This window comes from Streptomyces sp. NBC_00028 (genome assembly GCF_045041065.1).
GTDB lineage: Bacteria > Actinomycetota > Actinomycetes > Streptomycetales > Streptomycetaceae > Streptomyces.
In genome coordinates this window covers 952,252-977,640 of the sequence record NZ_CP108293.1, presented here as the reverse complement: position 1 = coordinate 977,640, position 25,389 = coordinate 952,252, and the positions used below count along the sequence as shown (strand labels likewise).

Annotated in this window: 22 protein-coding genes; 8 read left to right on the top strand and 14 right to left on the bottom strand. The window is 71.2% G+C overall.

The window, feature by feature from the left end; genetic code table 11:
* The first annotated feature begins 62 nt into the window (after window positions 1-62).
* The gene (locus tag OG885_RS04310) at window positions 63-2,402 is read left to right on the top strand and encodes a SpoIIE family protein phosphatase (protein ID WP_405726215.1); all 2,340 of its coding nucleotides are present in this window, start codon (window positions 63-65) and stop codon (window positions 2,400-2,402) included.
* A gap of 26 nt (window positions 2,403-2,428) precedes the next feature.
* Here OG885_RS04310 and OG885_RS04305 read toward each other — a convergent pair whose 3' ends face one another.
* Both OG885_RS04305 and OG885_RS04300 read right to left on the bottom strand, forming a co-directional pair.
* Window positions 2,429-2,863, bottom strand: a complete 435-nt coding sequence (locus OG885_RS04305) for a cupin domain-containing protein (RefSeq protein WP_405726212.1) — start codon at window positions 2,861-2,863, stop codon at window positions 2,429-2,431.
* Window positions 2,864-2,978: 115 nt separating this feature from the next.
* Window positions 2,979-3,809, bottom strand: coding sequence for an aldo/keto reductase (locus OG885_RS04300; RefSeq protein WP_405726209.1), 831 nt, complete (start codon window positions 3,807-3,809; stop codon window positions 2,979-2,981).
* A 96-nt stretch (window positions 3,810-3,905) separates the two neighbouring features.
* Here OG885_RS04300 and OG885_RS04295 point away from each other — a divergent pair, with 96 nt between their 5' ends.
* A complete protein-coding gene (locus tag OG885_RS04295) occupies window positions 3,906-4,970 on the top strand; it encodes a LacI family DNA-binding transcriptional regulator (protein ID WP_405726206.1) in 1,065 nt (354 codons plus the stop codon).
* Here the strand turns inward: OG885_RS04295 and OG885_RS04290 are convergent.
* Genes OG885_RS04290 through OG885_RS04275 form a run of 4 tightly spaced genes read right to left on the bottom strand, consistent with a single transcriptional unit; the run spans window position 4,933 to window position 9,528 of the window.
* Entirely contained in the window at window positions 4,933-6,300 is a 1,368-nt protein-coding gene (locus tag OG885_RS04290) for a glycoside hydrolase family 32 protein (protein WP_405726203.1), read from the bottom strand. The genes OG885_RS04295 and OG885_RS04290 overlap by 38 nt on opposite strands.
* On the bottom strand, window positions 6,297-7,151 hold the full coding sequence (locus tag OG885_RS04285) for a carbohydrate ABC transporter permease (RefSeq protein ID WP_405726200.1): 855 nt from the start codon (window positions 7,149-7,151) through the stop codon (window positions 6,297-6,299). The genes OG885_RS04290 and OG885_RS04285 overlap by 4 nt, the downstream gene beginning before the upstream one ends.
* A 17-nt stretch (window positions 7,152-7,168) precedes the next feature.
* The gene (locus tag OG885_RS04280; RefSeq protein ID WP_405726197.1) at window positions 7,169-8,122 is read right to left on the bottom strand and encodes a carbohydrate ABC transporter permease; all 954 of its coding nucleotides are present in this window, start codon (window positions 8,120-8,122) and stop codon (window positions 7,169-7,171) included.
* On the bottom strand, window positions 8,119-9,528 hold the full coding sequence (locus OG885_RS04275) for an extracellular solute-binding protein (RefSeq protein ID WP_405726194.1): 1,410 nt from the start codon (window positions 9,526-9,528) through the stop codon (window positions 8,119-8,121). Before OG885_RS04275 ends, OG885_RS04280 begins: the two co-directional genes overlap by 4 nt.
* Window positions 9,529-9,675: 147 nt before the next feature.
* Between OG885_RS04275 and OG885_RS04270 the strand changes: the two genes are divergently transcribed.
* Genes OG885_RS04270 through OG885_RS04260 form a run of 3 tightly spaced genes read left to right on the top strand, consistent with a single transcriptional unit; the run spans window position 9,676 to window position 12,838 of the window.
* Window positions 9,676-11,223 (top strand): glycoside hydrolase family 32 protein, encoded by a 1,548-nt coding sequence (locus OG885_RS04270; protein WP_405726191.1) that lies wholly within the window; start codon window positions 9,676-9,678, stop codon window positions 11,221-11,223.
* A 20-nt stretch (window positions 11,224-11,243) separates the two neighbouring features.
* Window positions 11,244-11,840 carry a hypothetical protein gene (locus OG885_RS04265; protein ID WP_405726188.1) on the top strand — a complete coding sequence of 199 codons (597 nt, stop codon included), beginning with the start codon at window positions 11,244-11,246 and terminating at the stop codon, window positions 11,838-11,840.
* Between the two features lie 20 nt (window positions 11,841-11,860).
* Window positions 11,861-12,838 carry a TauD/TfdA dioxygenase family protein gene (locus OG885_RS04260; protein WP_405726185.1) on the top strand — a complete coding sequence of 326 codons (978 nt, stop codon included), beginning with the start codon at window positions 11,861-11,863 and terminating at the stop codon, window positions 12,836-12,838.
* 2 nt (window positions 12,839-12,840) lie between these two features.
* Here the strand turns inward: OG885_RS04260 and OG885_RS04255 are convergent, their stop codons facing one another.
* From OG885_RS04255 to OG885_RS04240, 4 genes are all read right to left on the bottom strand, one after another.
* Window positions 12,841-13,869: an LLM class flavin-dependent oxidoreductase gene (locus OG885_RS04255; RefSeq protein ID WP_405726182.1), complete on the bottom strand. Its 1,029-nt coding sequence runs from the start codon at window positions 13,867-13,869 to the stop codon at window positions 12,841-12,843.
* Between the two features lie 71 nt (window positions 13,870-13,940).
* Window positions 13,941-15,443 carry a metallophosphoesterase family protein gene (locus tag OG885_RS04250; protein ID WP_405726179.1) on the bottom strand — a complete coding sequence of 501 codons (1,503 nt, stop codon included), beginning with the start codon at window positions 15,441-15,443 and terminating at the stop codon, window positions 13,941-13,943.
* Between the two features lie 94 nt (window positions 15,444-15,537).
* Entirely contained in the window at window positions 15,538-16,449 is a 912-nt protein-coding gene (locus OG885_RS04245; protein WP_405726176.1) for an MHYT domain-containing protein, read from the bottom strand.
* A gap of 178 nt (window positions 16,450-16,627) precedes the next feature.
* A complete protein-coding gene (locus OG885_RS04240) occupies window positions 16,628-17,593 on the bottom strand; it encodes an RNA-binding protein (protein ID WP_405726173.1) in 966 nt (321 codons plus the stop codon).
* A gap of 48 nt (window positions 17,594-17,641) precedes the next feature.
* Between OG885_RS04240 and OG885_RS04235 the strand changes: the two genes are divergently transcribed.
* Window positions 17,642-18,466, top strand: a complete 825-nt coding sequence (locus tag OG885_RS04235) for an SDR family oxidoreductase (RefSeq protein ID WP_405726170.1) — start codon at window positions 17,642-17,644, stop codon at window positions 18,464-18,466.
* 36 nt (window positions 18,467-18,502) lie between these two features.
* Here the strand turns inward: OG885_RS04235 and OG885_RS04230 are convergent, their stop codons facing one another.
* The 4 genes from OG885_RS04230 to OG885_RS04215 form a co-directional block, all read right to left on the bottom strand.
* Window positions 18,503-18,928 (bottom strand): VOC family protein, encoded by a 426-nt coding sequence (locus OG885_RS04230; protein WP_405726167.1) that lies wholly within the window; start codon window positions 18,926-18,928, stop codon window positions 18,503-18,505.
* A 33-nt stretch (window positions 18,929-18,961) separates the two neighbouring features.
* The gene (locus OG885_RS04225; protein WP_405726164.1) at window positions 18,962-20,185 is read right to left on the bottom strand and encodes a glycoside hydrolase family 64 protein; all 1,224 of its coding nucleotides are present in this window, start codon (window positions 20,183-20,185) and stop codon (window positions 18,962-18,964) included.
* 171 nt (window positions 20,186-20,356) lie between these two features.
* Complete coding sequence (locus OG885_RS04220) at window positions 20,357-21,112, bottom strand: dienelactone hydrolase family protein (protein ID WP_405726162.1); 756 nt, start codon at window positions 21,110-21,112, stop codon at window positions 20,357-20,359.
* A 121-nt stretch (window positions 21,113-21,233) separates the two neighbouring features.
* On the bottom strand, window positions 21,234-21,854 hold the full coding sequence (locus tag OG885_RS04215) for an L-threonylcarbamoyladenylate synthase (protein WP_405726159.1): 621 nt from the start codon (window positions 21,852-21,854) through the stop codon (window positions 21,234-21,236).
* Between the two features lie 165 nt (window positions 21,855-22,019).
* On the opposite strand from OG885_RS04215, the gene OG885_RS04210 reads away from it, so the two are divergent.
* Entirely contained in the window at window positions 22,020-23,504 is a 1,485-nt protein-coding gene (locus tag OG885_RS04210; protein ID WP_405742569.1) for a helix-turn-helix domain-containing protein, read from the top strand.
* 534 nt (window positions 23,505-24,038) lie between these two features.
* Window positions 24,039-25,388: a transaminase gene (locus tag OG885_RS04205; protein WP_405726156.1), complete on the top strand. Its 1,350-nt coding sequence runs from the start codon at window positions 24,039-24,041 to the stop codon at window positions 25,386-25,388.
* Window position 25,389 lies beyond the last annotated feature (1 nt).

Sequence of the window (25,389 nt, the reverse complement as noted above, 5' to 3'; positions counted from 1 at the left end):
CCCGGGGCCGGGAGGCCGTACCGCGGTTGATGCGGTGCGGCAAAGGGACCATCCTGGACGACATGGAGCATGCCTCCGCCGCGGCGATCATCGACGCCCACGGCACGGTGACGGGGTGGAGCGACGGTGCCCGGCGACTGACCGGCCACCCGGCCGAGGAGGTCGTGGGGCGGGCGGTGCGTGAGCTGCTCGCCGAGGACCCGCCGCCCGAGACCGTCGCCGCCCGGGCCGGCACCGTCGTCCTGCGGCACCGCGACGGCACGCCTGTCACCCTGCCGGTGCGGGCCTGCGAGGTCCTCGGCCCGGACGGGACGCCCGGCGGATTCGTGATCACCGCCGAGCAGCCCGGCGGAGCCGAGCCCACCCTGGCCGGACAGGCCTTCCAGCAGGCCTCCATGTCCATGTCGGTCTTCGACCCCGGCCAGCGCTATCTGCGGCTCAACGAGGTCGCCTGCCAGGTGATGGGCGTCCCCGAGGAGGCCCTGCTCGGCCGCCACTTCCCCGAGACCGTGGAGGAGGCCGAGCACAGCCGGGGCTTCAACTGGCATCTGCGGCACGTCGTCGAGACCGGCGCGCCCATCCACTACGAGAGCTACACCCGCGCCCCCTCCGGCAGCCGCTACCACGCCTGGAACATCGAGATGTGGCCGGTGCGCAACGCCCTCGACGAACTCGTCGGCGTCGCCCTCGCCGCGTTCGACAGCACCGAGCAGCACTGGGCCCGCCAGCGCCTCGCCCTGCTGAACGAGGCCGCGGACGCCATCGGCACCACCCTCGACGTGGTCCGCACCGCCGAGGAACTCGTCTCGCTCGTGATCCCGCGGTTCGCCGACTTCACCAGCGTCGACCTCCTCGAATGGGTGCTCGGCCCCGACGAACCCCCGAGCGTGCTGCCCCAGGACCTCGTCCTGCGCCGGGTCGCCCACGGCTCGGTCACCGAGGGCACCCCCGAGGCCGCCGTGCACCTCGGCTTCACCGACGTCTACCCGCCGTACTCGCCGCCCGCGCGGGCCATGCGGGAAGGGCGGGCCGTGCTCAGCCGCGCCGGGGAGCCCTCCTTCGACCGCTGGGTACGGGAACGCAACGCCCGCGCCCCCAAGGGCAAGCCCTACCGGGAAGGCGCCCACTCACTGATCGCGGTGCCGCTCCGGGCCCGGGGCACCACACTGGGCGTCGCCGTCGCCGTCCGTATCGGCCACTCCGAACCCTATGTACCGGACGACGCGGCCCTCGCCGAGGAACTCGCCAGCCGGGCCGCCGTCTGCGTCGACAACTCCCGCCGCTTCGCCCGCGAACGCACCACCGCGCTCGCCCTCCAGCACAGCCTGCTGCCCCGGGGACTGCCGGGGCAGGCCGCCGTCGAGGTCGCCCACCGCTATCTGCCGTCCGGCTCCCTCGCCGGCATCGGCGGCGACTGGTTCGACGTCATCCCGCTGTCCGGCAGCCGCGTCGCCCTCGTCGTCGGTGACGTGGTCGGCCACGGCATCTCCTCCTCGGCGACCATGGGCCGGCTGTGCACCGCCGTCCGCACCCTCGCCGACGTCGACCTGCCGCCCGACGAACTCCTCACCCACCTCGACGACCTGGTCACCCACCTGGCCGCCTACGACGGCGACGACGAGGTGGCGGAACTGGGCGCCACCTGCCTCTACGCCGTCTACGACCCGGTCTCGCGGCGCCTCAACTTCGCCGCCGCAGGCCATCCGCCGCCCGCCCTCGTGCTGCCCGACGGCACCTCGGAATGCGTCCCCATGACCGCGGGACCCCCGCTCGGCGTCGGTGGCCTGCCCTTCGAGGCCACCGAGGTGGAGCTCCCCGAGGGAGCGATCGTCGCCCTCTACACCGACGGCCTCGTCGAGGACCGCGACCGCGACATCGACCACGCGACGAGCGAACTGTGCCGGGCCCTGACCGCGCCCGCCAGCTCCCTCGACGCCCTGTGCGACACCGTCCTCAAGGCGGTGCTGCCGGAGGAGCCCAGCGACGACGTGGCCCTCCTGCTGGCCCGCACCCGGGCGCTCGGCGCTGACCGCGTCGCCACCTGGGACATCCCGCCCGATCCGGCGCACGTGGCCCAGGCCCGGCAGGCCGCCACCGAGCAGCTGACCGCGTGGGGACTGGACGAGGCCGCGTTCGTCACCGAACTCGTCGTCAGCGAACTCGTCACCAACGCCATCCGATACGGCGAACCACCCGTCCAGCTCCGGCTGATCCGCGACCGGACCCTCATCTGCGAGGTCTCCGACGGCAGCTCCACCTCACCGCATCTGCGGCGCGCCCACGCCTACGACGAGGGCGGCCGCGGACTGCTCCTCGTCGCCCAGCTCACCCAGCGCTGGGGCAGCCGGCAGACCGGCTCCGGCAAGACGATCTGGGCCGAACAGCCACTGCCCCCGGACTGACGGCCCGGGTCCGCCATGCGAAGTCGCTATTCGAAGGGGCAGCCGGGGTTGGGCGCGTCCTCGGAGAACGGCGAGCCGTGCGGCAGCACGTAGAGCACGTCCAGGACGAGCGGGGTGTCCCCGAGGTTGCGCCCGATGTGCCCATGCTCCGGACCGGCCGGCTCCTGGATGAAGTCACCCTTGGCGTACACGCCGTCCGACGCGCAGCCGGAGTCGAAGTGGCTCAGCGTGCCCTGCCGCACTACGGCGTAGAGCGGACCGTCGTGGTAGTGCCAGCCGGTGGCCTGACCGGGCGGCACGGTGATCTCACGGACGACGTAGTCCGTGTCGCCCACGGTCTTCTGGCTGATCAGCTTCGCGGTGACCCCGGGACCCGGCGGTGTCGCCCGGGCGGTGCCACCGGTGAGGACGGTGGCCACGGCCACCGCCCCGGCGATGCCGACGCGAAGTGAGGTGCGCATACGGGCCCTCCAGAGTCTCGAACGAACGATCGGCGAGGTGCCGCAGCGACCATAGAGGCAGGGAAGGGGCGCCGGGGGCGCCTTCAACAAAGCCTCACTTCGAGGACCGGCCCGTTCAGAACTCCTCGTGCGTCTGCGGGTCGCCGCCCATCCGCCGGTGGCCCCGGTCCGCGATCGCCGCGAGCTGGCCGGGGCTCAGCTCGAAGCCGAGGACGTCGAGGTTCGCGCGCTGCCGCTCGGGGTCGGCCGACTTCGGGATCGGCACCGCGCCGAGCTGGGTGTGCCAGCGCAGCACCACCTGGCCGGGAGTCACCCCGTGCGCCTCGGCGACGCTGATCACCACGGGGTCGTCCAGCAGGCCGGAGCCACGGCCCAGCGGGCTCCAGCTCTCGGTGAGGACGCCCTTCGCGGCGTGGAAGGCGCGCAGCTCCTCCTGCGGGAAGTGCGGATGCAGTTCGACCTGGTTCACGGACGGAAGGACGCCCGTCTCCTTCTCCAGCCGCTCGATGTGCTCGCGCGTGAAGTTGGAGACCCCGATCGACCGTACGAGACCGTCCTCCCGAAGCTTGATCATGGCCCGCCAGGAGTCCACGTACTTGTCGACGCGGGGCAGCGGCCAGTGGATGAGATACAGGTCCACGTAGTCCAGGCCGAGACGGCGGCGGGACTCCTCGAAGGAGGCCAGGGTCTCCTCGTAGCCGTGGTGGCGGCCCGGGAGCTTGGTGGTCACCACGATCTCCTCGCGGGGGACCCCGGCACGGGCGATGCCGAGACCGACACCGGCCTCGTTGCGGTAGTTCGTCGCCGTGTCGACCAGGCGGTAGCCGAGGCCCAGGGCCGCGGTCACCGCGCGTTCCGCCTCCGCGTCGCCCAGGGGCCAGGTGCCCAGGCCGATCGCCGGGAAGCGTGTGCCGTCGTTGAGCGTGTGTTCCGGGATGTTGATCACTGCCGGACCTTTCCCTCGACCATGTCGTCCCTCCAGCGTCACGGATAGGGTGAGCGGTGATCAAGCGGACGGGCGGGGATGAGGACAGCGGACGGCATGGGCAGCACCGAGGAGAAGCAGCCGGCGGGCAAGGGACGCCCCACGTCACGGGATGTGGCGCGGCTCGCCGGGGTCTCGCACACCGCCGTCTCCTTCGTGTTCAACGGCCGCGCCGAGGGCAATCTCTCGCCCGCCACCCAGGAACGCATCCGCCAGGCCGCCGCCCAGCTCGGCTACCGCCCCGACCCCGTGGCCCGCGGCCTGCGCCGCCGCCGTACGGCCGTGATCGGCCTGGTCACCGACGAGATCGCCTCCTCGCCCTTCGCGGGCCGGCTGCTGCGCGGCGCCATGGAGACCGCCTGGGACAGCGAGCACCTCGTCCTGACCGTCGACTCCGGCGGCGACCCGGCCAAGGAGGACGCGGCGGTCGCCGAGCTCCTCGACCGGCGCGTGGACGGCATCATCTACGCCGCCTTCTCCCTGCGCCGCGTCCGGGTCCCCGAGGGCCTGCACCGCACCCATTCCGTCCTCGCCAACTGCGTCCCCGAGGACGACTCCCTGCCCGCCGTCATCCCCGCCGAACGCGCCGGGGGCCGTACGGCGGCCCGGTTGCTCCTGGAGCAGGGGCACCGCAGGATCGCCCATGTCGGCGGCCTCGACGACATCGCCTCCGTGGAACGCCTGCGCGGCTTCCGCGACGCGCTGCGCGCCGAGGGGATCACCGTCCCGAAGGAGTGGGTCGTACGGACGGGCGGCGAGATCTCCGGCGGCCACGAGGGAGCGCTGCGGCTCCTGGACGGCGTCCCCGCCGACCGTCGCCCCACCGGCGTCTTCTGCTACAACGACCGGGTCGCCGCGGGCGTCCTGCACGCCGCGACCCGTCTCGGGCTCGCCGTCCCGGAGGACCTGTCCGTGGTCGGCTACGACGACCAGGAGCACATGGCCGCCCATCTCTCCCCGCCCCTCACCACGGTCGCGCTGCCGCACCGGGCGATGGGCGAGGCGGCCACGCGGCTGCTCCTGGACGCCATCGACACCGGCAAGACGCCGCCCGCGACGGTACGGCGTCTCGCGTGCCCGGTGATCAGCCGTGCGTCGGTGGGACCTGCTCCCATCCGATGACGGTCGCCCCGGCTCCCGTCACGGTCAGCTCCGCCACGTCGCCGTCCCGTCGGTAGACCCGCTCGGTGACCGTCGCCCGGTCGTCGACGAACACCTCCAGCAGGGAGCCGTCGACGAGGACACGCACTTGGCGCGCGGGCGCCCGTACGACGACCGGCGCCGCGCTTCCCTCGCCGCGGTCCACGGTCACCCTGCCCTCGTCCGGGTCGAGCACGACGGTCAGTTCCGTGCCGTCGGCGGACCGCAGCAGGCCGACGGTCGTCCGGGTGCGGGCGGTGACCGTCAGGTCGTACGACCGCGGCAGCGGGGTCGGTCGGTCCGGCTCGGTCACGAACGGCTCCGGCGCGCGCAGCAGTTGGAGCTCCGGTGCCGGTACGACGCTCAGGGCCCCGTCCGTGTGGACGTCCACGACTCTCGGTGCGGTGAGGGTGCCGGCCCAGCCCGCGCGGTCGATCTCGCCCTGCCCGCGGGACTCCCACGACCAGCCCCACATCAGGGCCCGGTCGTCTTCCTGGAGCACGGCGGGGGCATAGAAGGCGCGTCCGTGGTCGAGTTGGCCGCCGCCGCGGGCGACGAACCTCAACCCGTCCTCGGTGGAGGGCTCCAGACGGCCCGTCAGATATCCGGTGCTCATCGGGTCGCCGTCCCACAGCGACACCACCAGCACCCACTCGCCGCTCGCCGTCGCGTACAGCTGCGGGCATTCCCAGCCCACCGCCTTGTCGCCGAACACATCGGTCGCGACGGGGTCGTTGCCGTCCAGGAGGACGCCCGCGAACCGCCAGTCGGCCAGGTCGTCGCAGTCGTAGAGCAGCACGGAGGGCGTGCCGTCGGCGTGGCCCGCGCCGACCAGGGCCCAGCGTCGTCCGCCGTCGCGGAAGACGAACGGGTCGCGGAACATCACGACGTCCAGACCGTCCGGCGGGCCGCTCACGACGGGCGTCGGCAGCGGCTTCCAGTCGGTGAGGGTCTCGTCGTCCGGGACCACCGCCCGGGCCAGGCAGATCGTGCCGAGGCCGGTGTGATGGCGGTCGATGCCGGTGTAGACGGCGGTCGGTGTGCCGTCGTCGTCGACCAGGCAGCCCGACCAGCAGCCCGCCTCGTCGGGGCCGCCCGGTGTGGGAGTGAGCGCGATCGGGTGGTGCTCCCAGTGGGCGAGGTCGGGGCTGGAGGCGTGGCCCCAGTGGACGTTCGCGTGGACGGGGGCGGCCGGGTTGTGCTGGTAGAAGAGGTGGTAGCGGTCCCGCCAACGGAAGGGCCCGTTCGGGTCGTTGATCCAGTGGGCGGGCGGACGGACCCTGAAACGCGGGGCGTCGGGGTCAGTGTTCAACGGTTGACTCCTGCGGACGTGATGCCCTCGCGCAGAGGACGCTGGCCGACGACGAACACGGCGACGGCGGGGATCATGGAGAGGACGACACCGGCGAGGACCACCGAGATGGAGCCGGTGCCGAGGTTGCCCTGGAGCGAGACGAGGCCCAGCGGCAGGGTGTAGTTCTGGCCCGAGGTCTCCAGGATCAGTGGCCGGAAGAACTCGTTCCAGTGGTAGTTGAAGGCGAGTACGCCGACGATCGCGAGGCCGGGCGTGGCGAGCGGGGCGTAGACCGAACGGAAGGTCCGCCAGGGCCCGCAGCCGTCCAGCATCGCCGCCTCGCCCAGGTCCTTCGGCATGCCGAGGAAGTACTGCCGCATCAGGAAGGTGCCGAAGGCGGTCGGGAACGCCGGAATGATCAGACCGAGGAGTGTGTCGGTCAGACCCATCGACTTGAGCACCAGGAACACCGGAACGATCGTGACCTGCAAGGGGACCATCATGGTCGCCAGGACGAGACCGAACAGCGGCTTCTTGAAGCGGAACTCCAGGCGGGCGAACGCGTACCCCGCGAGCCCGGCCGTGATCATCTGGCCGACCGCGATCAAAGCGGTCACCAGGGTGGAGTTGAGGGCCAGCAGCCACACATCGATCTGGTCGAAGACACCACGGTACGACTCGATCGTCGGGCTGGTCGGAATGATCTTCGGGGGGAGGTCGAAGGACTCCGCCGGGGTGCGCAGCGAGGTCGAGACGGTCCAGATGACCGGTCCCAGGGTCAGCAGGGCACAGATCGCGAGGCCGGCGATCCGCGCCCAGGGCGCGAGGGTGCGCCGTGCCCGGCTCGCGGTCAAGGTCGCTTGGCTCATAGGGGAGTTCACCCGGCTCACTGGTAGTGGACGAAACGCCGGCTGAGCCGGAACTGGAGGGCGGTGACCGCCATGACGAGGACGAACAGCAGCACGCCCACTGCGGACGCCTCGCCGAAGCGGAGCTGCTCGAACGCGGTCTCGTAGATGACCATGACGACCGTGCGGGTGGAGTCACCGGGCCCGCCGTTGGTCAGCACGTACGGCTGCTCGAAGACCTGAAGCGCGTTGATGATGCCGACGACCGACGCGACCAGGAGGGTGGGCGACAGCAGCGGCAGGGTGACGGTGAGGTGCTTGCGCAGTCCGGTCGCGCCGTCGAGGGAGGCGGCCTCGTGGATCTCCTTGGGGATGTTGTTCAGACCGCCGACGAACAGCAGGAAGGAGAAGCCGAACTGCTGCCAGACATAGACCAGGATGACCGCCGCCATCGCGGAGTTCTCCGAGGTCAGCCACGGCACGGGAGCGATCCCGATCAGCCCGAGGAGCCAGTTCACGACCCCGAAGTCCTGGTTGAACAGGTACTTCATCACCACCGAGATCGACGCGGCGGACAGGATGAGCGGGAAGAAGAAGGCCGAGCGGAACACCGACCGCAGCCACACCGGCATGCGTCCGTTCACCGCCAGGGCGAGCGTGAGCGCGATCAGCAACTGGAGCGCCACCGCGAGCACCATGAACACGAGCGTGTTGCGGAAGGAGACCAGAACGGTCGAGTCGCTCACCATCTCGCGGTAGTTGGCCGCTCCGGCGAAGGTGGGCGAGTCGATCACGTTCCAGTGGAAGAGGCTCAGCACGACCGATCCGGCGATCGGGACGACCGTGAAGATCACGATCCCGACGATCGTCGGCGCCAGGAACAGCGCGGCCAGCAGCCGGGTGCCACGCTCGCGGGCGGACGGCCGGGGCGCGGGGGCGGCTTCGGTCATCCGCTGCTTGGGCTGTACGGCGGGTATCTGGGTGTTCGTCATACGTCACGCTCCATGGCCTTCTCCAGATCGGACTGCATCCGGCGCAGCGCGGGGGCCACCGAGCGGCGCGAGGCGAGGGCGGTCCCGGTGTGCTTGAGCAGCACCTGCTCGACCTCGGCGACCTGCGGCGGGGCGGGGATCGGCCCGGTGTCCGGGAACTTGTCGAGGGTGTCGTAGAAGACCTGCCAGTGGTTCGGGCCCATCGTCCGGTAGCGGTCGGCGGTGAGCATCGAACGGCGGGCCGGGGTGGTCTGGTTGGTCTCGAAGAGGCGCATCAGGGTGTCCCTGCGGGACGCGAACTTGATGAACTCCCAGGCCTCGTCCTGGAGTTTCGAGGTGCGCAGCAGCGCGTAGCCGGCGGCGCCGAACTGCATGCGCTGGGTGCGCCAGCGCGGGAAGTACTGCACGTCGAAGCTGCCGGGCTGCATGCCCGCCAGGTTCAGGCCGCCCGCCCAGAAGCCGCCCGCCGGGGTGACACCGACCCGGCCGGTGGAGAACACGCCGATGAGGTTCTGGCCGTTGCCGCCCTCGGGGCGGGTGCACAGGTCCTCCTGGATCAGTGAGGCCAGATAGTCGTAGGCCTCCTCGACGCGCTCGTGGTCGGCCTGTGGGGTCGTCCACCGGTAACCGCCGCCGCGGCCCTGCCGGTCGGCGGCCGGGTAGAAGGAGTCCCACAGCCAGGAGCCGCCGGGCGCCTTGGACTCGCTCAGCAGGTTCGTGTCGTTGGCGAACAGCCAGGGCACGACCCCGCCCCACAGGCGGTTGGTCCAGAAGTACGGCGTGAACTGTGAACCGCTGGACTTCTTCATGTCCCGCAGCAGCGTGGTGAAGTCGTCGCGGGTCCAGTCGGCGGCCGGGAAGGAGGCGCCCGCCCGCTTGAGGACCTGGCTGTTGAGGTAGATGTCGGCCGCGTTGAACTCGACGGGGAGCTGGTAGAGGCTGCCCTCGTACATCATCGACTCGACCAGCGAGGGGTGGACGTCGGCGAAGTACTCGCGCAGTTCGTCCGCGTCCCGCTTCACCCACTTGTCGAGGGCGACGCCGAGGCGCTGGGCGAAGAGCTGGACGCCCTCGGTGGCGACGTAGACGAGGTCGGGGGCGGTGCCCGCGGCGATCTGGGTGAGGATCTTCGCGAAGAAGTCGGACCAGTCCGTGGCCTGTACGGCGTTGATGCGCAGCTTGATGTCGGGGTGGACCTTCTTGAAGCCCTCGGTGAGCGTGCGGATGGCCTCCGGGCCGTAGGCCGGGCCGAGGGTGGCGACGACGAGGGAACCGTCGTCACGGCCGGGTATGTCGGCTCCGGTGAGCCGGTCCCAGCTCGCGGCGGTGCCGGCCAGGGCGGCGGCACCCGCGCCATAGGCGCCGTACCGCATCAGCGAGCGGCGGGAGAAGTGCGAGTCGGTCATCCAACGGGCCTAACTCGTGTTAGTTCAGGGTTGATGCCCCAGATGATGGGAAGGGCGCCGCGTCCCTGTCAAGGGTCGTGACGGCTCGACCTTTAACGAGTTAGAAACCTTGACCTTTAACGTGTTAGGCCGCACAGTCCTGAGGCCATGAGACTTTCCAGAAGAGCGCTCCTCACGGGTTCGGCGGCCGGCGCGGCCGGCGTGCTGCTGCCGACGGCACCGGCCACCGCGAAGCCCAAAGCGGCGGGGAGCTGCGCGAGTTACCGCGCCGCGTACCACTTCACGGTCCCCGACCAGTGGAAGAACGACCCGCAGCGGCCGGTGTGGATCGACGGCGAGTACCACTACTACTACCTCTACAACCCGGACTACCTCACGGCCGGCACCGAGGCGGGCACCGCCTGGCGGCTGGCCACCAGCCGCGACCTGGTCTCCTTCACCGACCGGGGGATCGCCGTCCCGAAGGACACCACCGTCAACGGAGACGTCTGGTCGGGCTCGGTGGTCGTCGACGGCGCCAACACCGCGGGCTTCGGCGCCGGCGCGGTGATCGCCCTGGTCACGATGTCGCCCGGCGGCGGCACCGACCACCAGGAGCAGTTTCTGTACTACTCCACCGACGGCGGCCGCACCTTCCGCCCGCACGGCACCGACCCGGTGCTCCCCAACCCCGGAGTCCGCGACTTCCGCGACCCCAAGGTCATCCGCGACGAGGACCACGGCCGCTGGGTGATGGCCCTCGCCGAGAACACCAAGGTCGGCTTCTACCACTCGGCGGACCTCAAGTCCTGGACGTACGTGGGCGGGTTCGTCAAGGACGGCATCGGCGTCCTGGAGTGCCCCGACCTGTTCCGCATCACCGCGTCCGACGGCACCGTGAAGTGGGTGCTGGGCGTGAGCGCCAACGGCAAGGGGTCCGGGCTGCCCAACACGTACGCCTACTGGACCGGTTCCTTCGACGGCACCACCTTCACCCCCGACGCGAGCGACCCGCAGTGGCTGGACCACGGCTGGGACTGGTACGGGGCCGTCACCTTCGAGAAGCGGGCCGCGAACGGCACCCTCGACGAGCGCGCCCGCTACGCGATCGGCTGGCTGAACAACTGGGACTACGCCAACACGACCCCCACCATCGACTGCGACGGCTTCAACGGCACGGACTCGATCGTCCGCGAGATCACCCTGAAGCGGGCCGCCTCCGGCGCCTACTACCTGGCCTCGCGCCCGATCACCGCCCTCGACGACCACGTCTCGCGCACGATCGAACTCGGCGACCTGACGGTGACGGGCACGCGCGTCCTCGACTACACGGGCCTCTCCTACGAGGTGACGACCGAGGTGACCTGGCAGTCGCTGACCGGCGCCGGCCTCCAGCTGCGCCGCTCGGCCGACGGGGGCCGGCACATCGACGCCGGCGTCTACGGCGACTACGCGTTCCTCAACCGCCGTAACACCGTGAACCCCGACACCTCCGGCAGGTGGCAGGAGAGCCACAGCCCCTTCGACCCGTCCGCCCGCACGGTGAAGCTGCGCATCCTGGTCGACCGGACGTCCGTCGAGATGTTCGTGGACGACGGGCGGTACGTGCACTCGTCGGAGGCGTTCCCGTATCTGGTCGACACCGGGCTCGCGCTGTTCTCGATCGACGGGACGGCCGTCTTCCGGAACACGGTGATACGGGAGTTCAGCGTCTGAGGTCATCTAGGGTCGGTCGGATGCGCGTACTGCTCATCGGGGGCACCTCCCACACCGGCAAGTCGACCGTGGCCCGGGCCGCCGCCGAGCGGCTCGGGTTCAGCTACCGCCCGACGGATCTGCTGGCCCGGCACCCGGGACGCCCCTGGCGGACGCCGGAGCGGGAGGTGCCACCGCATGTCGCCGAGCACTACGGCACCCTCGGCGTCGACGAGTTGATCGACTCGGTGCTCGACCACTACGCACGGCTGTGGCCGCGGATCGAGGAGCTGATCACCGAGCACGCCGAAGGCACCGGGCCGGGTCTGGTGCTGGAGGGTTCCGCGCTCTGGCCCAGCCGTGTGGCCGCGCTCGACGTTCCGCGGGTCGAGGCCGTCTGGTTCACCGCGGACGAGGGCGTGCTGGCCGACCGGATGCACGCGTCGGCACGGTACGGGGAGGCGAGCGCCGAGGAGCGGTTCCTGGTGGACCGGTTCGTGGCCCGCGCGCGGCGCTTTCAGCAACTCGTGCGGGAGTCCGTGGACGGCGCCGGACTGTGCCGCGTCGACACGACCGGGCGGACCGTGCCCGACCTGGTGGAGGAGATCCTGGCCGGGCACGGTCGCCAGAGCCCGTGATCGCTGACACGATCTTCGTCATGAAGACGAATGCGGACAGGGACGCGACGGCAGCGGAAGGGGCGTCCGGGATCGAGGTGAAACCGGTCGCCGGACACATCGGGGCGGAGATCACGGGCGTCGACCTGGCCGGAGAGATCGAGGACAGCGTGGTCGCCGCGATCCGTGCGGCCGTACTGCGGTGGAAGGTGGTGTTCTTCCGGGACCAGAAGCTCGATCACGCCGGGCATGTGGCGTTCGCGCGCCGGTTCGGTGAGCCGGTGGTGCTGCGGAAGCGGGGGAGTGCCTCGCCTCCCGACGTCCCCGAGGTCGAGACGACCGCCGACCGGCTGGAACTGGGCGGGAAGTTCGGCATGGAGCACGACGAGTGGCTCCAGCGCCGCCGCCATACCCTGCTGCGCGGCTGGCACTGCGACCACGGCGCCCGCGTCGATCCGCCCGCCGCGACCATCCTGCGCGCCGAGACCGTCCCGCCCTACGGTGGCGACACCACCTGGTCCAACCTGGCCGCCGCCTACGCCGGACTCTCCGCCCCGGTAAGGGAGTTCGTGGACGGCCTGCGCGCCGAGCACCGGCTCGGTGTCGGCTATCAGCCGCGGCCCGGTGACGACCGTTATCTGAGGCACCTGTTGGATCACCAGGTGGCCTCCGAGCACCCGTTGGTCCGCGTGCACCCGGAGACGGGGGAGCGGGTGCTGTTCGTGAACGGCTACTACCTGGAGCAGATCGTCGGCCTCTCCCGTCCCGAGAGCCGGGCGATCCTCGACATGCTGCTGGAGCAGGCGGTGCGGCCCGAGTACACGGTCCGTTTCCGCTGGGAGCCGGGCAGCGTGGCCTTCTGGGACAACCGGGCCACCATCCACCTCGCCCCCAGCGACAACGCCCACCTGGACTTCCCCCGCACCATGCACCGGGTGATGCTGACGGGCGACGTCCCCGTGGGCGTCGACGGCAAGCCGTCGCAGCCGGTCGTGGGGACCGCCCCCGGCCGCTGGTGACCTCAGCCGGCGGGCCGCCATCCCAGCGCCGGGCCGAGCTTGGTCGCCATGTCCGTGAGGATCTGGACGTAGTCCTCGTGCCCGAAGGTGAACGGCAGCGCGAACGCGACCTCGTCCACCTCGCGGAACGCGGCGTGCGCGTGCAGCCGTTCGGCGATCTCGTCGGAGGTGCCGACGATGTCCGGCGCGAACATCAGACGGGCGGGGCCTTGCGGGGTCGTGGTGCGGGGGGTGCGCTTGGCGGCGTACTCCTCGTACTTCGCGCGCTGTTCGGGCGAGGCGGAGTCGGTCGGGATGACGACGAGCCCCTGGGAGACCCGGGCGGCCTCGCCGTCGGGGTGGGCGGCGCGGAAGGCGCGGATGTGGGACAGCTGGATCTCCGCGAAGTCCGTTGTCTCCTCGGGGTGTTCGGCCTTGACGACGCTGCTGGTGAGGAAGTTCATGCCGTGTTCGCCGGCCCACCGCGCGGAGCCGAGGCTGCCGCCGCCGTACCAGAGGCGGTTGCCGAGCCCGGGGGACTGCGGCTGGACGCGATCGGAGAACACTTCGAAGCCCTCGACCCCGCTGAAGTCGGTCGCCGACTTGCCGCGTACGAAGTCCAGCAGTCGCCGCACCCGCTCGTAGGAGAAGTCCTCGGTGTCCGCCGTGTCCGGGTAGAGGGCCTCCTTGACCTGGTCGAAGTGCATCGGCGGGCCCACGCTCACGCCCGGGTTGATCCGGCCCCCGGACAGCAGGTCGACGGTCGCCAGGTCCTCCGCCAGCCGCAGCGGGTTCTCCCAGCCGAGGGGGATGACCGCGGTGCCCAGCTCGATGCGCCGGGTGCGCTGCGAGGCGGCGGCCATGACGGCGACCGGGGACGAGATGCCGTACTGGAGGTGCCGGTGGCGAAGCCAGGCGCTGTCGAACCCGAGCCGCTCGCCCAGCTCGATGATCTCCAGCGTGGACTCGTGACCGCGGCGCGGGTCCGCCTCGTCGAACAGTCCGATGGTGAGGAAGCCCAGCTTGCGCAGCGGACGAGAGGTGGGTGGCACGGGCCCCTCCACGGGTCATGGATCAACGTCGTACGGCAGTGCCAACCCGGGCGCGTCCCCCGATGTTCCCCTCAGGTCAGGGCAATGGTGACCTCGTCCTCGATCGGCGGGTCGACCTCCTGGGCGCGGTTGCCGGTCGCGGCGTGGCAGCGCAGCCGGACGGAGTCCGGGGTGACGTCCAGGCGCAGGAAGCACTTGAAGAACGGCGGGCTGTAGGTGGCCGAGCTGGGCGAGAAGAGCTGCGTGTAGATCTTGCGCACGGGCAGCCGGAACCGCTTGGCGCGGTCGGGGCGGCTTCCGGTGCCGAGCAGCCCGGCGACCAGGCGGGTGCGCCGGGTGACGCGGGCGTCGGGGTCGTGCGAGCGGCCGGGCCGGATCTGTAGCCGTTCGGCCACGACGGCCGTCGCCTCCGCCTCGGTGAGCGTGAAGAAGCGGCGCAGCCGCAGCCGGCGGCCGTAGAGGCGGCTGTAGAAGGCGAGGGAGTCGCCGCGCAGGGGGTAGCAGCGGAAGGTGTCCTCGGTGACGTTGGCGATGTCGACCCGCGGGATGGTGTGGGTGGCGTGCATGAAGGCACCGCCGCCGCCCGAGACCACGTACTGGATGGTGCGGCCGTCCACGTCGACGGGATAGCGCTGGTAGTTGTGGATGTCGCCGCCTATCGCCGCGACGTAGTGGTGCGCGGGGTCGCGGACGATGTCGTCGACGGTGCCGCCGCCGTCGATGGGGCAGGGGTGGTGCTCGCCGTCCACGTACAGGGGCGAGCCGGTGACCAGGATCTTCGGGCGCGGCCCCTGGGAGACCTCGCGCAGCCAGGCGCCCTGCTCGGCGTCCAGGGTGCCGAGGAGTCCGGTGTCGATGCCTATGATCCGTACCGGTCCGGCGTCGATCGCCCAGTAGGGGCCGGGCTGGACGGCCTGTTGGGCCCGGTCGGCCCGCAACTGCCGTACGTCATCGAGATGTTGACCGTCGTCGCGGCGCGGGCGGTGCCAGAGCAGGGAGCGCAGCCAGGCGCCGCTGAGCGGGCGTGGGGCGGGTTCGGGGGTGAGCGGTGGGGCGTCGTCGCAGAAGACGCGCATGAACCCGCCGAGGTCCTCGTACCAGTCGTGGTTGCCGGGTATCGCGTAGATCGGCGCGCGATAGTCCTGGTACGGGCGGAAGAACTTGGTGCCGTAGTCGTCGGCGCTGCCGACCGGGTAGATGACGTCACTGGCGAGGACGGTGAAACGGGTGTCCTGACTGACCTTCAGAAACCCTGGCACGACGGCGTACTGGGATGCGTCCCCCTCGCCGGTGTCGCCGATGACCATGAAGGAGAAGCGGTCCGGGTCGTCCCGTCGGATCACCTTGTCCGTCGGTGCGCCCGCCTCGGCCCGCTGGGCGACCCAGCGGCTCCGGGTGCGGCCCGTCGGGTCGCCGAACCAGGAGGCCAGGACGCCGTTGCGGGCCGCCCACAGCATCCTCGGGTCGAGCCACGAGATCTTCTTGACCTCGGACGGCATCAGGCGCTCGAAGTCGCCGCGCTCGGCGGCACCCCAGCCGGCGCCCTCGGCGGTATCGCGTGAGGAGTCAGACACCGGTGCACCGTAACAACGATCTAGAGGACGCCGGTCGGCGGGTTCGCTCAATGCCCGTGAACGAGCCGGGTGCCGACGGGCGTTGGAGGCGTCGTCACCACTCGCCGGCGCGCTGCGGGGTGTCGTAGGGGTGCTGGCGCGCCCGTGCGGGGCTCGCGGGGGTCTCGAAGAGAGAGCTGTGCGTCGGCGCGGGCGCCTCTTGGGCGGACCAGGTGGTCGGCTTCCGGTCCGCGGTCGGCTCCCGGCGTGCGGCGGGGCGGCTCCCCTCGCTGTCGCCCAGCACCAGCAGCGGGTCGAACATCACGACAACTCCGGCCAGGACGAGGAAGATGACCGGCCCCATGAGCATCGGCAACAGCAGCGAGGACGCCGAGTCACCGGCCCAGGAGCCACCGGTCGTGCCGTGCACATGGACGCTGACGGCGGTCATCGCGGTGTAGTGCATGCCGGAGACGGCCACGCCCATGACGAGACTGGCGCCGAGGCTGGTCATAAAGCCCCGGATGGTGACGGCCGCCCAGAGGGCCGCCGTGGCGGCGACGATCGCGATCACGACCGACAGGCCGACGGCCAACGCGTCATAGCTGATCGCCCCGTTGAGGCGCATGGCGTACATGCCCAGGTAGTGCATGGCCGCGACGCCGATCCCGGTGACGATCCCGGCCAGGGAGAGGTTCGCCGTGCCGGCGCCGCGGTAGCCGACGATGAACACGCCGATGCCGACCACGACGATCGACACCGCCAGGCTGAGCAGGGTCAGCCCCGCGTCGTAGCGGATCCGGGTCTCCTCGACCTGGAAGCCGATCATCGCGATGAAGTGCATCGTCCAGATGCCGCACCCGATCGACGCGGCACCGAGCGCGAGCCAACCGGCCTTCCACGACTCGGCGTTGAGCAGCGACCGTACGATGCAGCGCAGCCCCAGGGCCCCACCCAGACACGCCATCACATACGCCGCGATCGGCGTCACCACGCCGTAGCGAAATCCGTCGACGGTGCCTTCCATACGCCAACTCCCCCCAGAGCCACCGCTAGTGCTGGGGCAAGGTCTACGCCGTAAGGGCCGCGTAAAGCAAGGATTTACCGGCAGTAACCAGCGAACTCTGGAGTACCACGTGTTCACTTCGGTCACGGGGCGATGCATTTGAGCCATGAACGACTTCGCGACCCCGGTTCGCGCACGGTCAGATGCGCCAGCGAGCCCGGAGGACCCCGTCCTGGTCCGGCATGACCGCCGTGCACACCGGCACGCGTTCGTCCGCGTACACGGAAAGGAGCGCGGCGGCGCGGGCACCGGACATCCGGGCGGCCAGCTCCGGGAACACCTCCTCGTGGGCGACGGCGCTGTGCACGAGTCCGTCCTCGCACTGCCACACCCCTTCGACCAGGCCGTCGGCGGGGAGGGCGCTCAGGACGGCCTCGACGTCGGTCGACAGCGGTGGCCAGACCGCCAGCCGGGCCCGGGGAGCCAGTCCCGCGCGGACCGGGTCGACGGAGTCACCGGTGAGGTGATGCCACCGCGAAGCGCCCTCCAGGTACATCTCTTCCAGGATCCCCGCACGCCCGGCGGCGACTGCCTGACGCACGTCCGCCCAGAAGGCGTCGTCCGCGGGGCGCTGGACGCCCCGCTCCTCCTGTCCATCACCGGCCCCGAAGGCGTACGGGGAGGCGGCCAGGCGTTCCGGGAACAGCCCGAGCGCACGCGTGCGGGCCAGCGCCTGCTCACAGGCCCGGTCGGAGCCGACGTAGACGTACTGATCCCACCCCACGTGGACCGCGAACGTGTCCTCCACCTCCAGCCGGCACCACGCGCCGCCGTCCCGCAGCATCACCCGCACCAGCCCCAGCCCGACGTCCAGCGGCACCCGCGCCCCGTCATGGAAGCCGCCGCGACCCGACGGGAAGAGCGCGTCCAGACCGAAGTCCTCCCCTGCGGGCTCCGCACCGAAATGGACGAGCGAGGAAACCTCCGGCTCCCGTACGACCAGATGATCGACGCCGGTGTCCGCGGCGAAGGCGGCCACCGCCTTGAGATAGGCCGCCTCGACCGCGCCGTGGTCGCTGACGACGTCCTCGGGGCCGTGGTAATGGCCGCGCTCGTCGCGGTCGGCGGGGTCGTACTTGGTGACGCGGTAGACGTGGCTGGGCATGACGGCATCCTTCCGCACCGGCACGGCCGGGCCCTAGCGTGGCCGATCATGAAGATCCTGATCGTCGGCGGCAGCGGCTTTCTCGGCCGGGAGGTCGCCGAACAGGCAAAGGCCGCCGGGCACACCGTGACGGCGACCTTCGCGACCCACGCGGGTGACCTGACCGGGGTGCGCTGGCTGCCGCTGGACCTGCGGCGGGCGGACGAGATCGACGCGACGCTCGATGAGACCGGGCCCGATGTAGTCGTCAACGCGGCTTACCGCAAGGGCGACTGGGCCACGACGGCCGACGGGGCGGCCCGGTTGGCGCGGACGGCGGGCGCGCGTGCGTGCCGGCTGGTGCATGTGTCGAGCGACGCCGTCTTCTCCGGCTCCGCCGTCCCCTACGACGAGTCCGCCACGCCGGATCCGGTCACGCCGTACGGCGCCGCGAAGGCCGCCGCCGAGACGGCGATCCCGCTGCTCGCCCCCGACGCCGTCATCGCCCGCACCTCACTGATCGTCGGCGACGGCGACTCGGACCACGAGGAGTTCGTCCATGAGCTGGCCGAGGGGCGGCGCGAGGGCGTGCTGTTCACCGATGTCATCCGGTGCCCCGTCCATGTCGCCGACCTCGCCGCCGCACTCCTGGAGCTGGCCGCCACCGACCGCACGGGCGTGGTGCACCTGGGCGGACCCGACGCGGTCAGCCGCCACGAGCTCGGCGTCCTGATCGCCGCCCGCGACGGACTGGACGCGACGAGACTGCCCACCGGACGACACGCCGACCTGATGAACACCCCGGGTGCGCTGGACGTCCGCCTGGACAGCGAGCGGACGCAGCGCACCCTGCGGACGAGGCTGCGCGGCGCCCGCGAGTTCCTGCGGCGCTGAGAGTGACACGGGGCCGCCTCCGGCGGAGTGCCGCTCTCAGACCACCGGCTGCCCGACACCCAGCAGATTGCCCTCGCTGTCCCGGAACCAGGCGGCGCGTTCCCCACGGGCCCCCTTGCTCGGGTAGTTCCCGTCGATGTCGGCGATCCCGTCCTTCGTCCGGAGCCCCGGCACGTCGACCTCCTCGAACGTCACCCCGCGCTGCCGCAGCCGCGCCACGACACCGTCGAGGTCGTCGACCTCCCACCCCATCTGCGTAAAGGTGCCGGAGGCGGCCCCCGCCGACCTGAACAGGGCGAACTCCGTGCCACCACACCGGTACAACAACCCACCGGGCCGCTCGTCGACCGGCTCGAGCCCGAGCACCTCGGAGTAGAAACGCCGCGCCCGCTCAAGATCCTGCGCGGGCAGCCTCGTCGCCACGCGACCCCGGGCCAGAATGTTCTCGTCGTGTGCGTTCATGGCTCCACTGTGCGCCTGTCAGAACGACCTTGCTCAGCTCAACGGATCCAAGGTCAGATACGCCTGGAGCGGGTTGCCGTCGTGGACCAGGGACTCGTGCTGGCCCACGTCGTCGAAGGCGAAGGCGTAGGCCTTGCCGTCGGCCATGCGGTCGTGGATGACGCGGGCGTAGTGGTTGGTCACCGGGTCCTGGTAGAAGGCCGCCGCGGAGGTGTCCGGCTGGTTGGGGTTGGTGAGCAGGGTCGAGCGGTTGAAGCCTGCGCACAGGGTGCGGGAGATCGGGCCGCGTACGGCGTCGTTGGGGGCGTCGAGGAGTTTGTGGCAGCCGAAGACACTGCTCGCGTCCGGCTTCTGGAACGTCGTCACCACCGCGCCGGAGGAGTTGGTGAAGTTCATGACGCCGCCGGAGACCCGGCCGTAGTACTTCGTGTTCGGCTGGTCGGCGAACGGGGTCACGGTGAGCGTCGAGGTGGCGTACTTCTGCCAGACGCGGTTGATGTAGTCGTTGAGGACGGTGGCGGGCAGGGCTCCGGTCTCCAGGCCGTACGCGGGGGACAGCGCACGCAGGACCGTGCCGTCGGCGCGCGTCTGGACCAGGCCGCCCCAGCCGCCCGACTGTGCGCGCAGGGCGTTGAAAACGGCGTTGTAGCCACCGGACTTGAGGCGTCCCGTGCTGACCGTGCTGCCGTCGGCGCGCTGGACGCCGACCGCGTAGGGAGCGGAGAACATGTCCACCTGGGTGCTGTTGAGCCACAGACCCGAGTCGTTGAGGGTGTACTCCGACCAGTTGAAGAGGATGTCGCGGTTCGGATCGCTCGGGTTCTGCACCGCCGGCTGCACCAGGCCGCCGGTGGTGAGCCGGAAGTCGAGCTTCCTGCCGTACGAGAAGTAGACGCGGCCGGAGAACTTGGGCATGCGGATCGTCTTCGACTGGCCTGCCGCGGGGCCGGTGATCGACGCGTCCGGCGCGGGGGTCGGCGGGTTGCCGCCCGCCGGCCAGGCGTGGAACGTACCGGCCGCGTCGGCCCAACCCTGCTGGCCCGTCGCCAGGTTGGTGCCGAGGTTGTAGATGTACACCGCGTCGCCGCGGCCCGAGTTGTTCGTCACCTTGAGGGGGATCGTGGCGGGCACCGCCGCGGTCGCGGTCGACGGTGTGCCGAGGGTGAGCAGGGAGCCGAGCAGGGTGGCCGCGCCTGCTGCGGTCAGCAGTCGGTGCCTCAGCCGTCCGAGCCGTCCGAGTCGTTCGAGTCCGAGCACGCTCCACCTCCGTGGGGGGATGGGAGAGGTACGGGGATTGGTCCGTACCTGTTTTGAGAGCGCTCTCAGACTCGCGCTGCGACGCGGGCATGTCAATGAAGTCGACCGAATGCACTCGCGAGGCGGCGCCCACGGGTCATGGGTGCCGCCTCGGGGTCTTCGTTCAGAACGTCAGAACGTCCGCTTCAGCAGGTCAAGGAGTGCCGCCCAGTGCCGCTCCGTGGCCTCGTGGTGGTACGCCGCCGTGTCGGCCTGCGTGTACCCGTGGTGCGCGCCCGGGTAGACCTCGCCGTGGTGCCGTACGCCCGCCTCGGTCAGCGTGTCCGCCAGCAGCCGGATCTGCTCCGGCGGCATCGAGGGGTCCTCGTCGGCGTGTCCGAAGTACAGCTCGGCGGTGATGTGTGCGGCCACCCGGTGCGGACTGTCCGGGGCATCGGTGGCGAGACGGCCACCGTGGAAACCGGCCGCGGCCGCCACCCGGTCCGGGTAGGTGCCCGCCGTCAGCACGGCGAGCCGGGCGCCCATGCAGTAACCGGTCAGCGCCACCGGACCCTCGGTCACATACGGGCTCTCTGCCAGAAACGCCAGATAGGCGCCGGCGTCACGCATCGCGAGTTCGGGGGTGAGCGACTGCATGACCGGGCCGATCGCGCTCCACAGGTCGGGCCGCGCGTCGGTGTCGATGAACTCCGGCAGGTCGAAGACCGGCGAACGGCCGTGCCGGTAGAAGACGTTGGGCACCAGGACCGTGTACCCCTCCCCGGCGAGCCGGTCGGCCATGGACCGCAGATGCGGGCGCAGCCCGAAGGCGTCCTGGTAGAGCAGGACACCGGGGTGGGGGAGCCCGTCGTCGGGACGGGCCAGATAGGCGTCGGCGACGCCGTCCGCGGTGGCGATGTCGACGGGGGTTCCCTGTACCGAGGTCATGGGGGTGCCTCTCTGTGCATATGACGGCGAGCAGCTCGCCGGCCCGGCGGGGTCGGGCCGGGAATATCGTTTCACGCACCACGTAACTGGGGTGCGAGGGCCCCCTGGGCCCGGGCTCCGCTCACTCGAACCGTGAGGTGTCGCCCGCTCCCCGCCGTACGATCTCCGCCTCGCCGCCGGAGAAGTCGATGACCGTCGTCGGCTCGGTGCCGCACTCGCCGGAGTCGAGCACCGCGTCCAGGACGTGGTCGAGACGGTCCTTGATCTCCCAGCCCTGGGTCATCGGCTCGTCCTCGTCGGGCAGGAGCAGGGTGCTGGAGAGCAGCGGCTCGCCGAGCTCGGCCAGTAGGGCCTGGGTGACGACATGGTCGGGGATACGGACGCCGACCGTCTTCTTCTTGGGGTGCTGCAACATGCGCGGCACCTCCCTGGTCGCCGGCAGGATGAACGTGTAACTGCCCGGCGTCGAGGCCTTCACCGCACGGAAGACGTCGTTGTCGACCCGGACGAACTGGCCCAGCTGCGCGAAGTCCTGGCATACCAGGGTGAAGTGGTGCCGGTCGTCCAGCCGGCGGATCGCGCGGATCCGCTCGATGCCTTCCCGGCTGCCCAGCTTGCAGCCGAGCGCGTAGCAGGAGTCCGTCGGATATGCGATGAGTGCCCCGGACCTGATGCTGTCCGCGACCTGGGAGACGGTGCGCGGCTGGGGGTTGTCGGGGTGCACGTCGTAGTACTTCGCCATCCGTCGAGCTTATGCCGTACGAGGGTGTCGGCCGCGCAGGACGGGGGAGGGGAGGGCCGCGGCCACCGGTTCACCGTACGGCCCATGAACCCACGGGGTGAGGTAACGTCCCGGCACCTGCACCGGCAGGGCGAGGTCGACGCGAGGGACGAGGAGAAGGGCGACGTGGCGGGCAGCGAGGACGGCGCGCGGACGACGGGCGCCGAGGGGGCGTGGGCGCAGGAACTGCTTGAGCATCTGCGGCCGACGGGGCGGGACGTCCGCCGTGTCGTGGCCTGGCTCGCGGACGGCGTCCGGGGAACGGCCGTGCTCCAGGACGACACGGGAACTCTCGTCGCGGGCACCCGCATTCCGCTGGACGAGAACCTGGTCGCGGACCTCGTCACGGGCCGGATCGCCTCCGCCGCCTGGGAGGGCGAGGGGCGGCACCAGCGCCTGATCCGGGTGGCACAGCCGCACTCGGCCGCGGCGGGCGTCCTGGCGGTCTCCCGCGACACCCCGTTCGACCGGCGCGCCTCCGACATGGTGACGCACACCGCGCAGGTCGTCGAACTCCTGCTCAGGGCCCGTGAGTCGACGGTCGCGGGACGCCGTCTGCAACGGGCCACCTCCGATCTGCGGCTGGCGATCCTCCAGTTGCTGATGGTCGAGGACATCGTCTCGGCCCGCCGGGTCGCCGCGGGCCTGTGGCCGGGGCTGCTGGACACGGACTCGGCGTGCGTCTACGTCGTCGAGAGCGCCGCCGCCGACCGGGACCGGCTGCTCGAGGAGTGCCTGAACGCCATCGCCGAACAGGCCCTCGTCGTGCGCTGTCCGGCCATGGAGCAGCACGTCATCGTCGTCATCCCCGGCGACACCGCCGCCCATGAGCTGCGGGCGGTGGTCGAACGGCGTCCCGGCACCTTCCTCGGCGGCAGCGCCCGGCAGAGCCTCGCCCGCACCGCCACCGCCTACGGACAGGCCGTCAGCGCCCTCGCGGTCGCCCACTTCCGGCCCGACAACGCGGCGGTCTACGCCGAACGCACCCACCCCGAACGCCTGATGGACCCCGTGCTCCTGCACAGCTGGACGGCCCAACTGCTGCGCCCCCTCGACGCGTTGGCCCACCACACCCGGGCCGAGCTCCTCGCCACCACCCGCCTCGGCCTGGAGTTCACCGCGGTGAACGCGGCCAAGGTCCTCGGCGTCAGCCGCAACACCGTGCGCGCCCGGATGGAGCGCGTCGAAGGGCTGCTCGGCGTGTCCTTCACCGACCTCACCGCCCGGGCCGTCGTCCATCTGGCGCTGAACACGCAGGTGGGGATGGAGTCGGTGCCCGCCGCTCCCGAGGCCGAGCAGGAGACGCCCGCCGGGCTCGGCGACGTCCTGTCCGGGCCCGCGCTGCGCACCTGGGGGCACGACCTCGTCGGGCGCCTCGCCCCGGACGCCCGCGACCTGCGCCGCACCCTGCGCACCTGGATCGCCGCCGGCGGCAACTCCGAACGCACCGCACAGGCGCTGGGCGTACACGCACAGACCGTGCGTGAGCACGTCCGCAGCGCGGAACCCGTCCTGGAACGCCAGCTCCTCGCCGGCGGCAGCGACCTGTACGAGGTCGTCCTCGCCCATCTGGCCACCGGGGACGTCCGGCAACCGCGGCTCGCCGGGTAGCCGCTCGGCGTGCGAAAGCGCGCTATTCGGACGCACCTGTGCACAGGTGAGTGCCCGTGACGCCGCATCTGGCATGAACGCGATTCACAACCGCGGTGCCATTCACGTAAGTTCGTCGGGCCGCAGGGGCACGACCGGAACGGGGGACCGGTCGGGCCCCTGTTTCCGTTCCGACCCAACCCGCGCCTGCCGGCCGAACGGGATGAGGGACGGCGCCCGCCGCGGCGGCTGCCGGGCGAGGGAGGGGCAGCGGCGCGGCTCCTCGTCGACGCTCGTCTCCCAGCCGAGCTCTCCCGAGCGCCCCGCAGGGGTCGATGATGCCCGCGGTCAGCCGCCCCGTGTCGGGCGCCGAGGCGGTCGGCACACCGAAGAGTGCACAGCACCCGGACCCGCATCGCCGCGTGTTCTCCTGCTGGCTCGACGACGCTCGAATCGATCGCGGCGACAATCGAATCGCTTCTCAGATCTAGAGATCTGTGCGATTTCCGCCTTACGCTGCCGTCGATCAGTCGGCACTCACGGCTCGGGGTATCCATGGACCGCACTCGCCTTCCCCACCTGCTGGCCCGCGAGAAGGCGGAGGCCGGGCGGCGTTGTCCGCGCTCCAGGGACGCCTACGCGCGGGCCGACCATCTCTTCGGGCGGGTCCCGATGACCTGGATGAACAAGACGGCCGGGCCCTTCCCCCGCTACCTGGACAGCGCCCGCGGTGCCCGGGTCACCGACATCGACGGCCACGAGTACGTCGACTTCTGCCTCGGTGACACCGGCGCCATGGCCGGACACTCGCCCGCGCCGGTCGCCGAGGCGGTCCAGCGGCGGTTCGCCGGGCTCGGCGGGGCGACCGCGATGCTGCCCACCGAGGACGCCGAGTGGGTCGGCGCGGAGCTGACCCGCCGCTTCGGGCTGGCCCGCTGGAGCTTCTCGCTGACCGCGACCGACGCCAACCGGTGGGCGATCCGACTGGCCCGGGCCGTCACCGGCCGCCCGAAGATCCTCGTGAACAGCTACAGCTACCACGGCAGCGTCGACGAGTCCCTCATCGTCGTCGGCCCCAACGGCGCGGGCATCGCCCGCCCCGGCAACGTGGGCGCCCCCTGCGACGTCACCCTCACCAGCCGGGTCGCCGAGTTCAACGACCTGGTGCAGCTGGAGCGCGAACTGGCCCACGGCGACGTGGCCGCCGTCCTCATGGAACCCGCCCTCACCAACATCGGCATCGTGCTGCCGGAGCCCGGATACCTCGCGGGCGTCAGGGAGTTGACGCGACAGCATGGCACCCTGCTCATCAACGACGAGACGCACACCCTCTCCGCCGGACCCGGCGGCTGTACGGCCGCCTGGGACCTGGAGCCTGACCTCCTCACCGTCGGCAAGGCGATCGGCGGCGGCATCCCCGCCGGGGCGTACGGACTGTCCGCCGAACTCGCCGACCGGCTGCTCGGACGCGCCGACCTCGACCTCGTCGACATGGGCGGCGTCGGCGGCACCCTGGCCGGAAACGCGCTCTCGGTCGCCGCGATGCGCGCCACCCTCGAACACGTCCTCACCGACGACGCGTTCGCCCACATGGCGAAGCTGTCCGAACGCTTCGAGGCGGGCGTCCGCGCGGGCATCGACGCCCACGCGCTGCCCTGGTCGGTGAGCAGGCTCGGCGCCCGTACCGAGTACCGCTTCGCCTCACCGGCGCCCCGCACCGGCACCGAGTCCGCGGCGGCCGGCGACGAGGAGCTGGAAGACCTCCTCCACCTCTACCTCGCCAACCGGGGCATCCTGCTGACCCCGTTCCACAACATGGCGCTCATGTGCCCCGACACCACCGAACGCGACGTCGACACCCACACCGAGGTCTTCGCCGCCGCGCTCACCGAACTGGCGGGCTGAG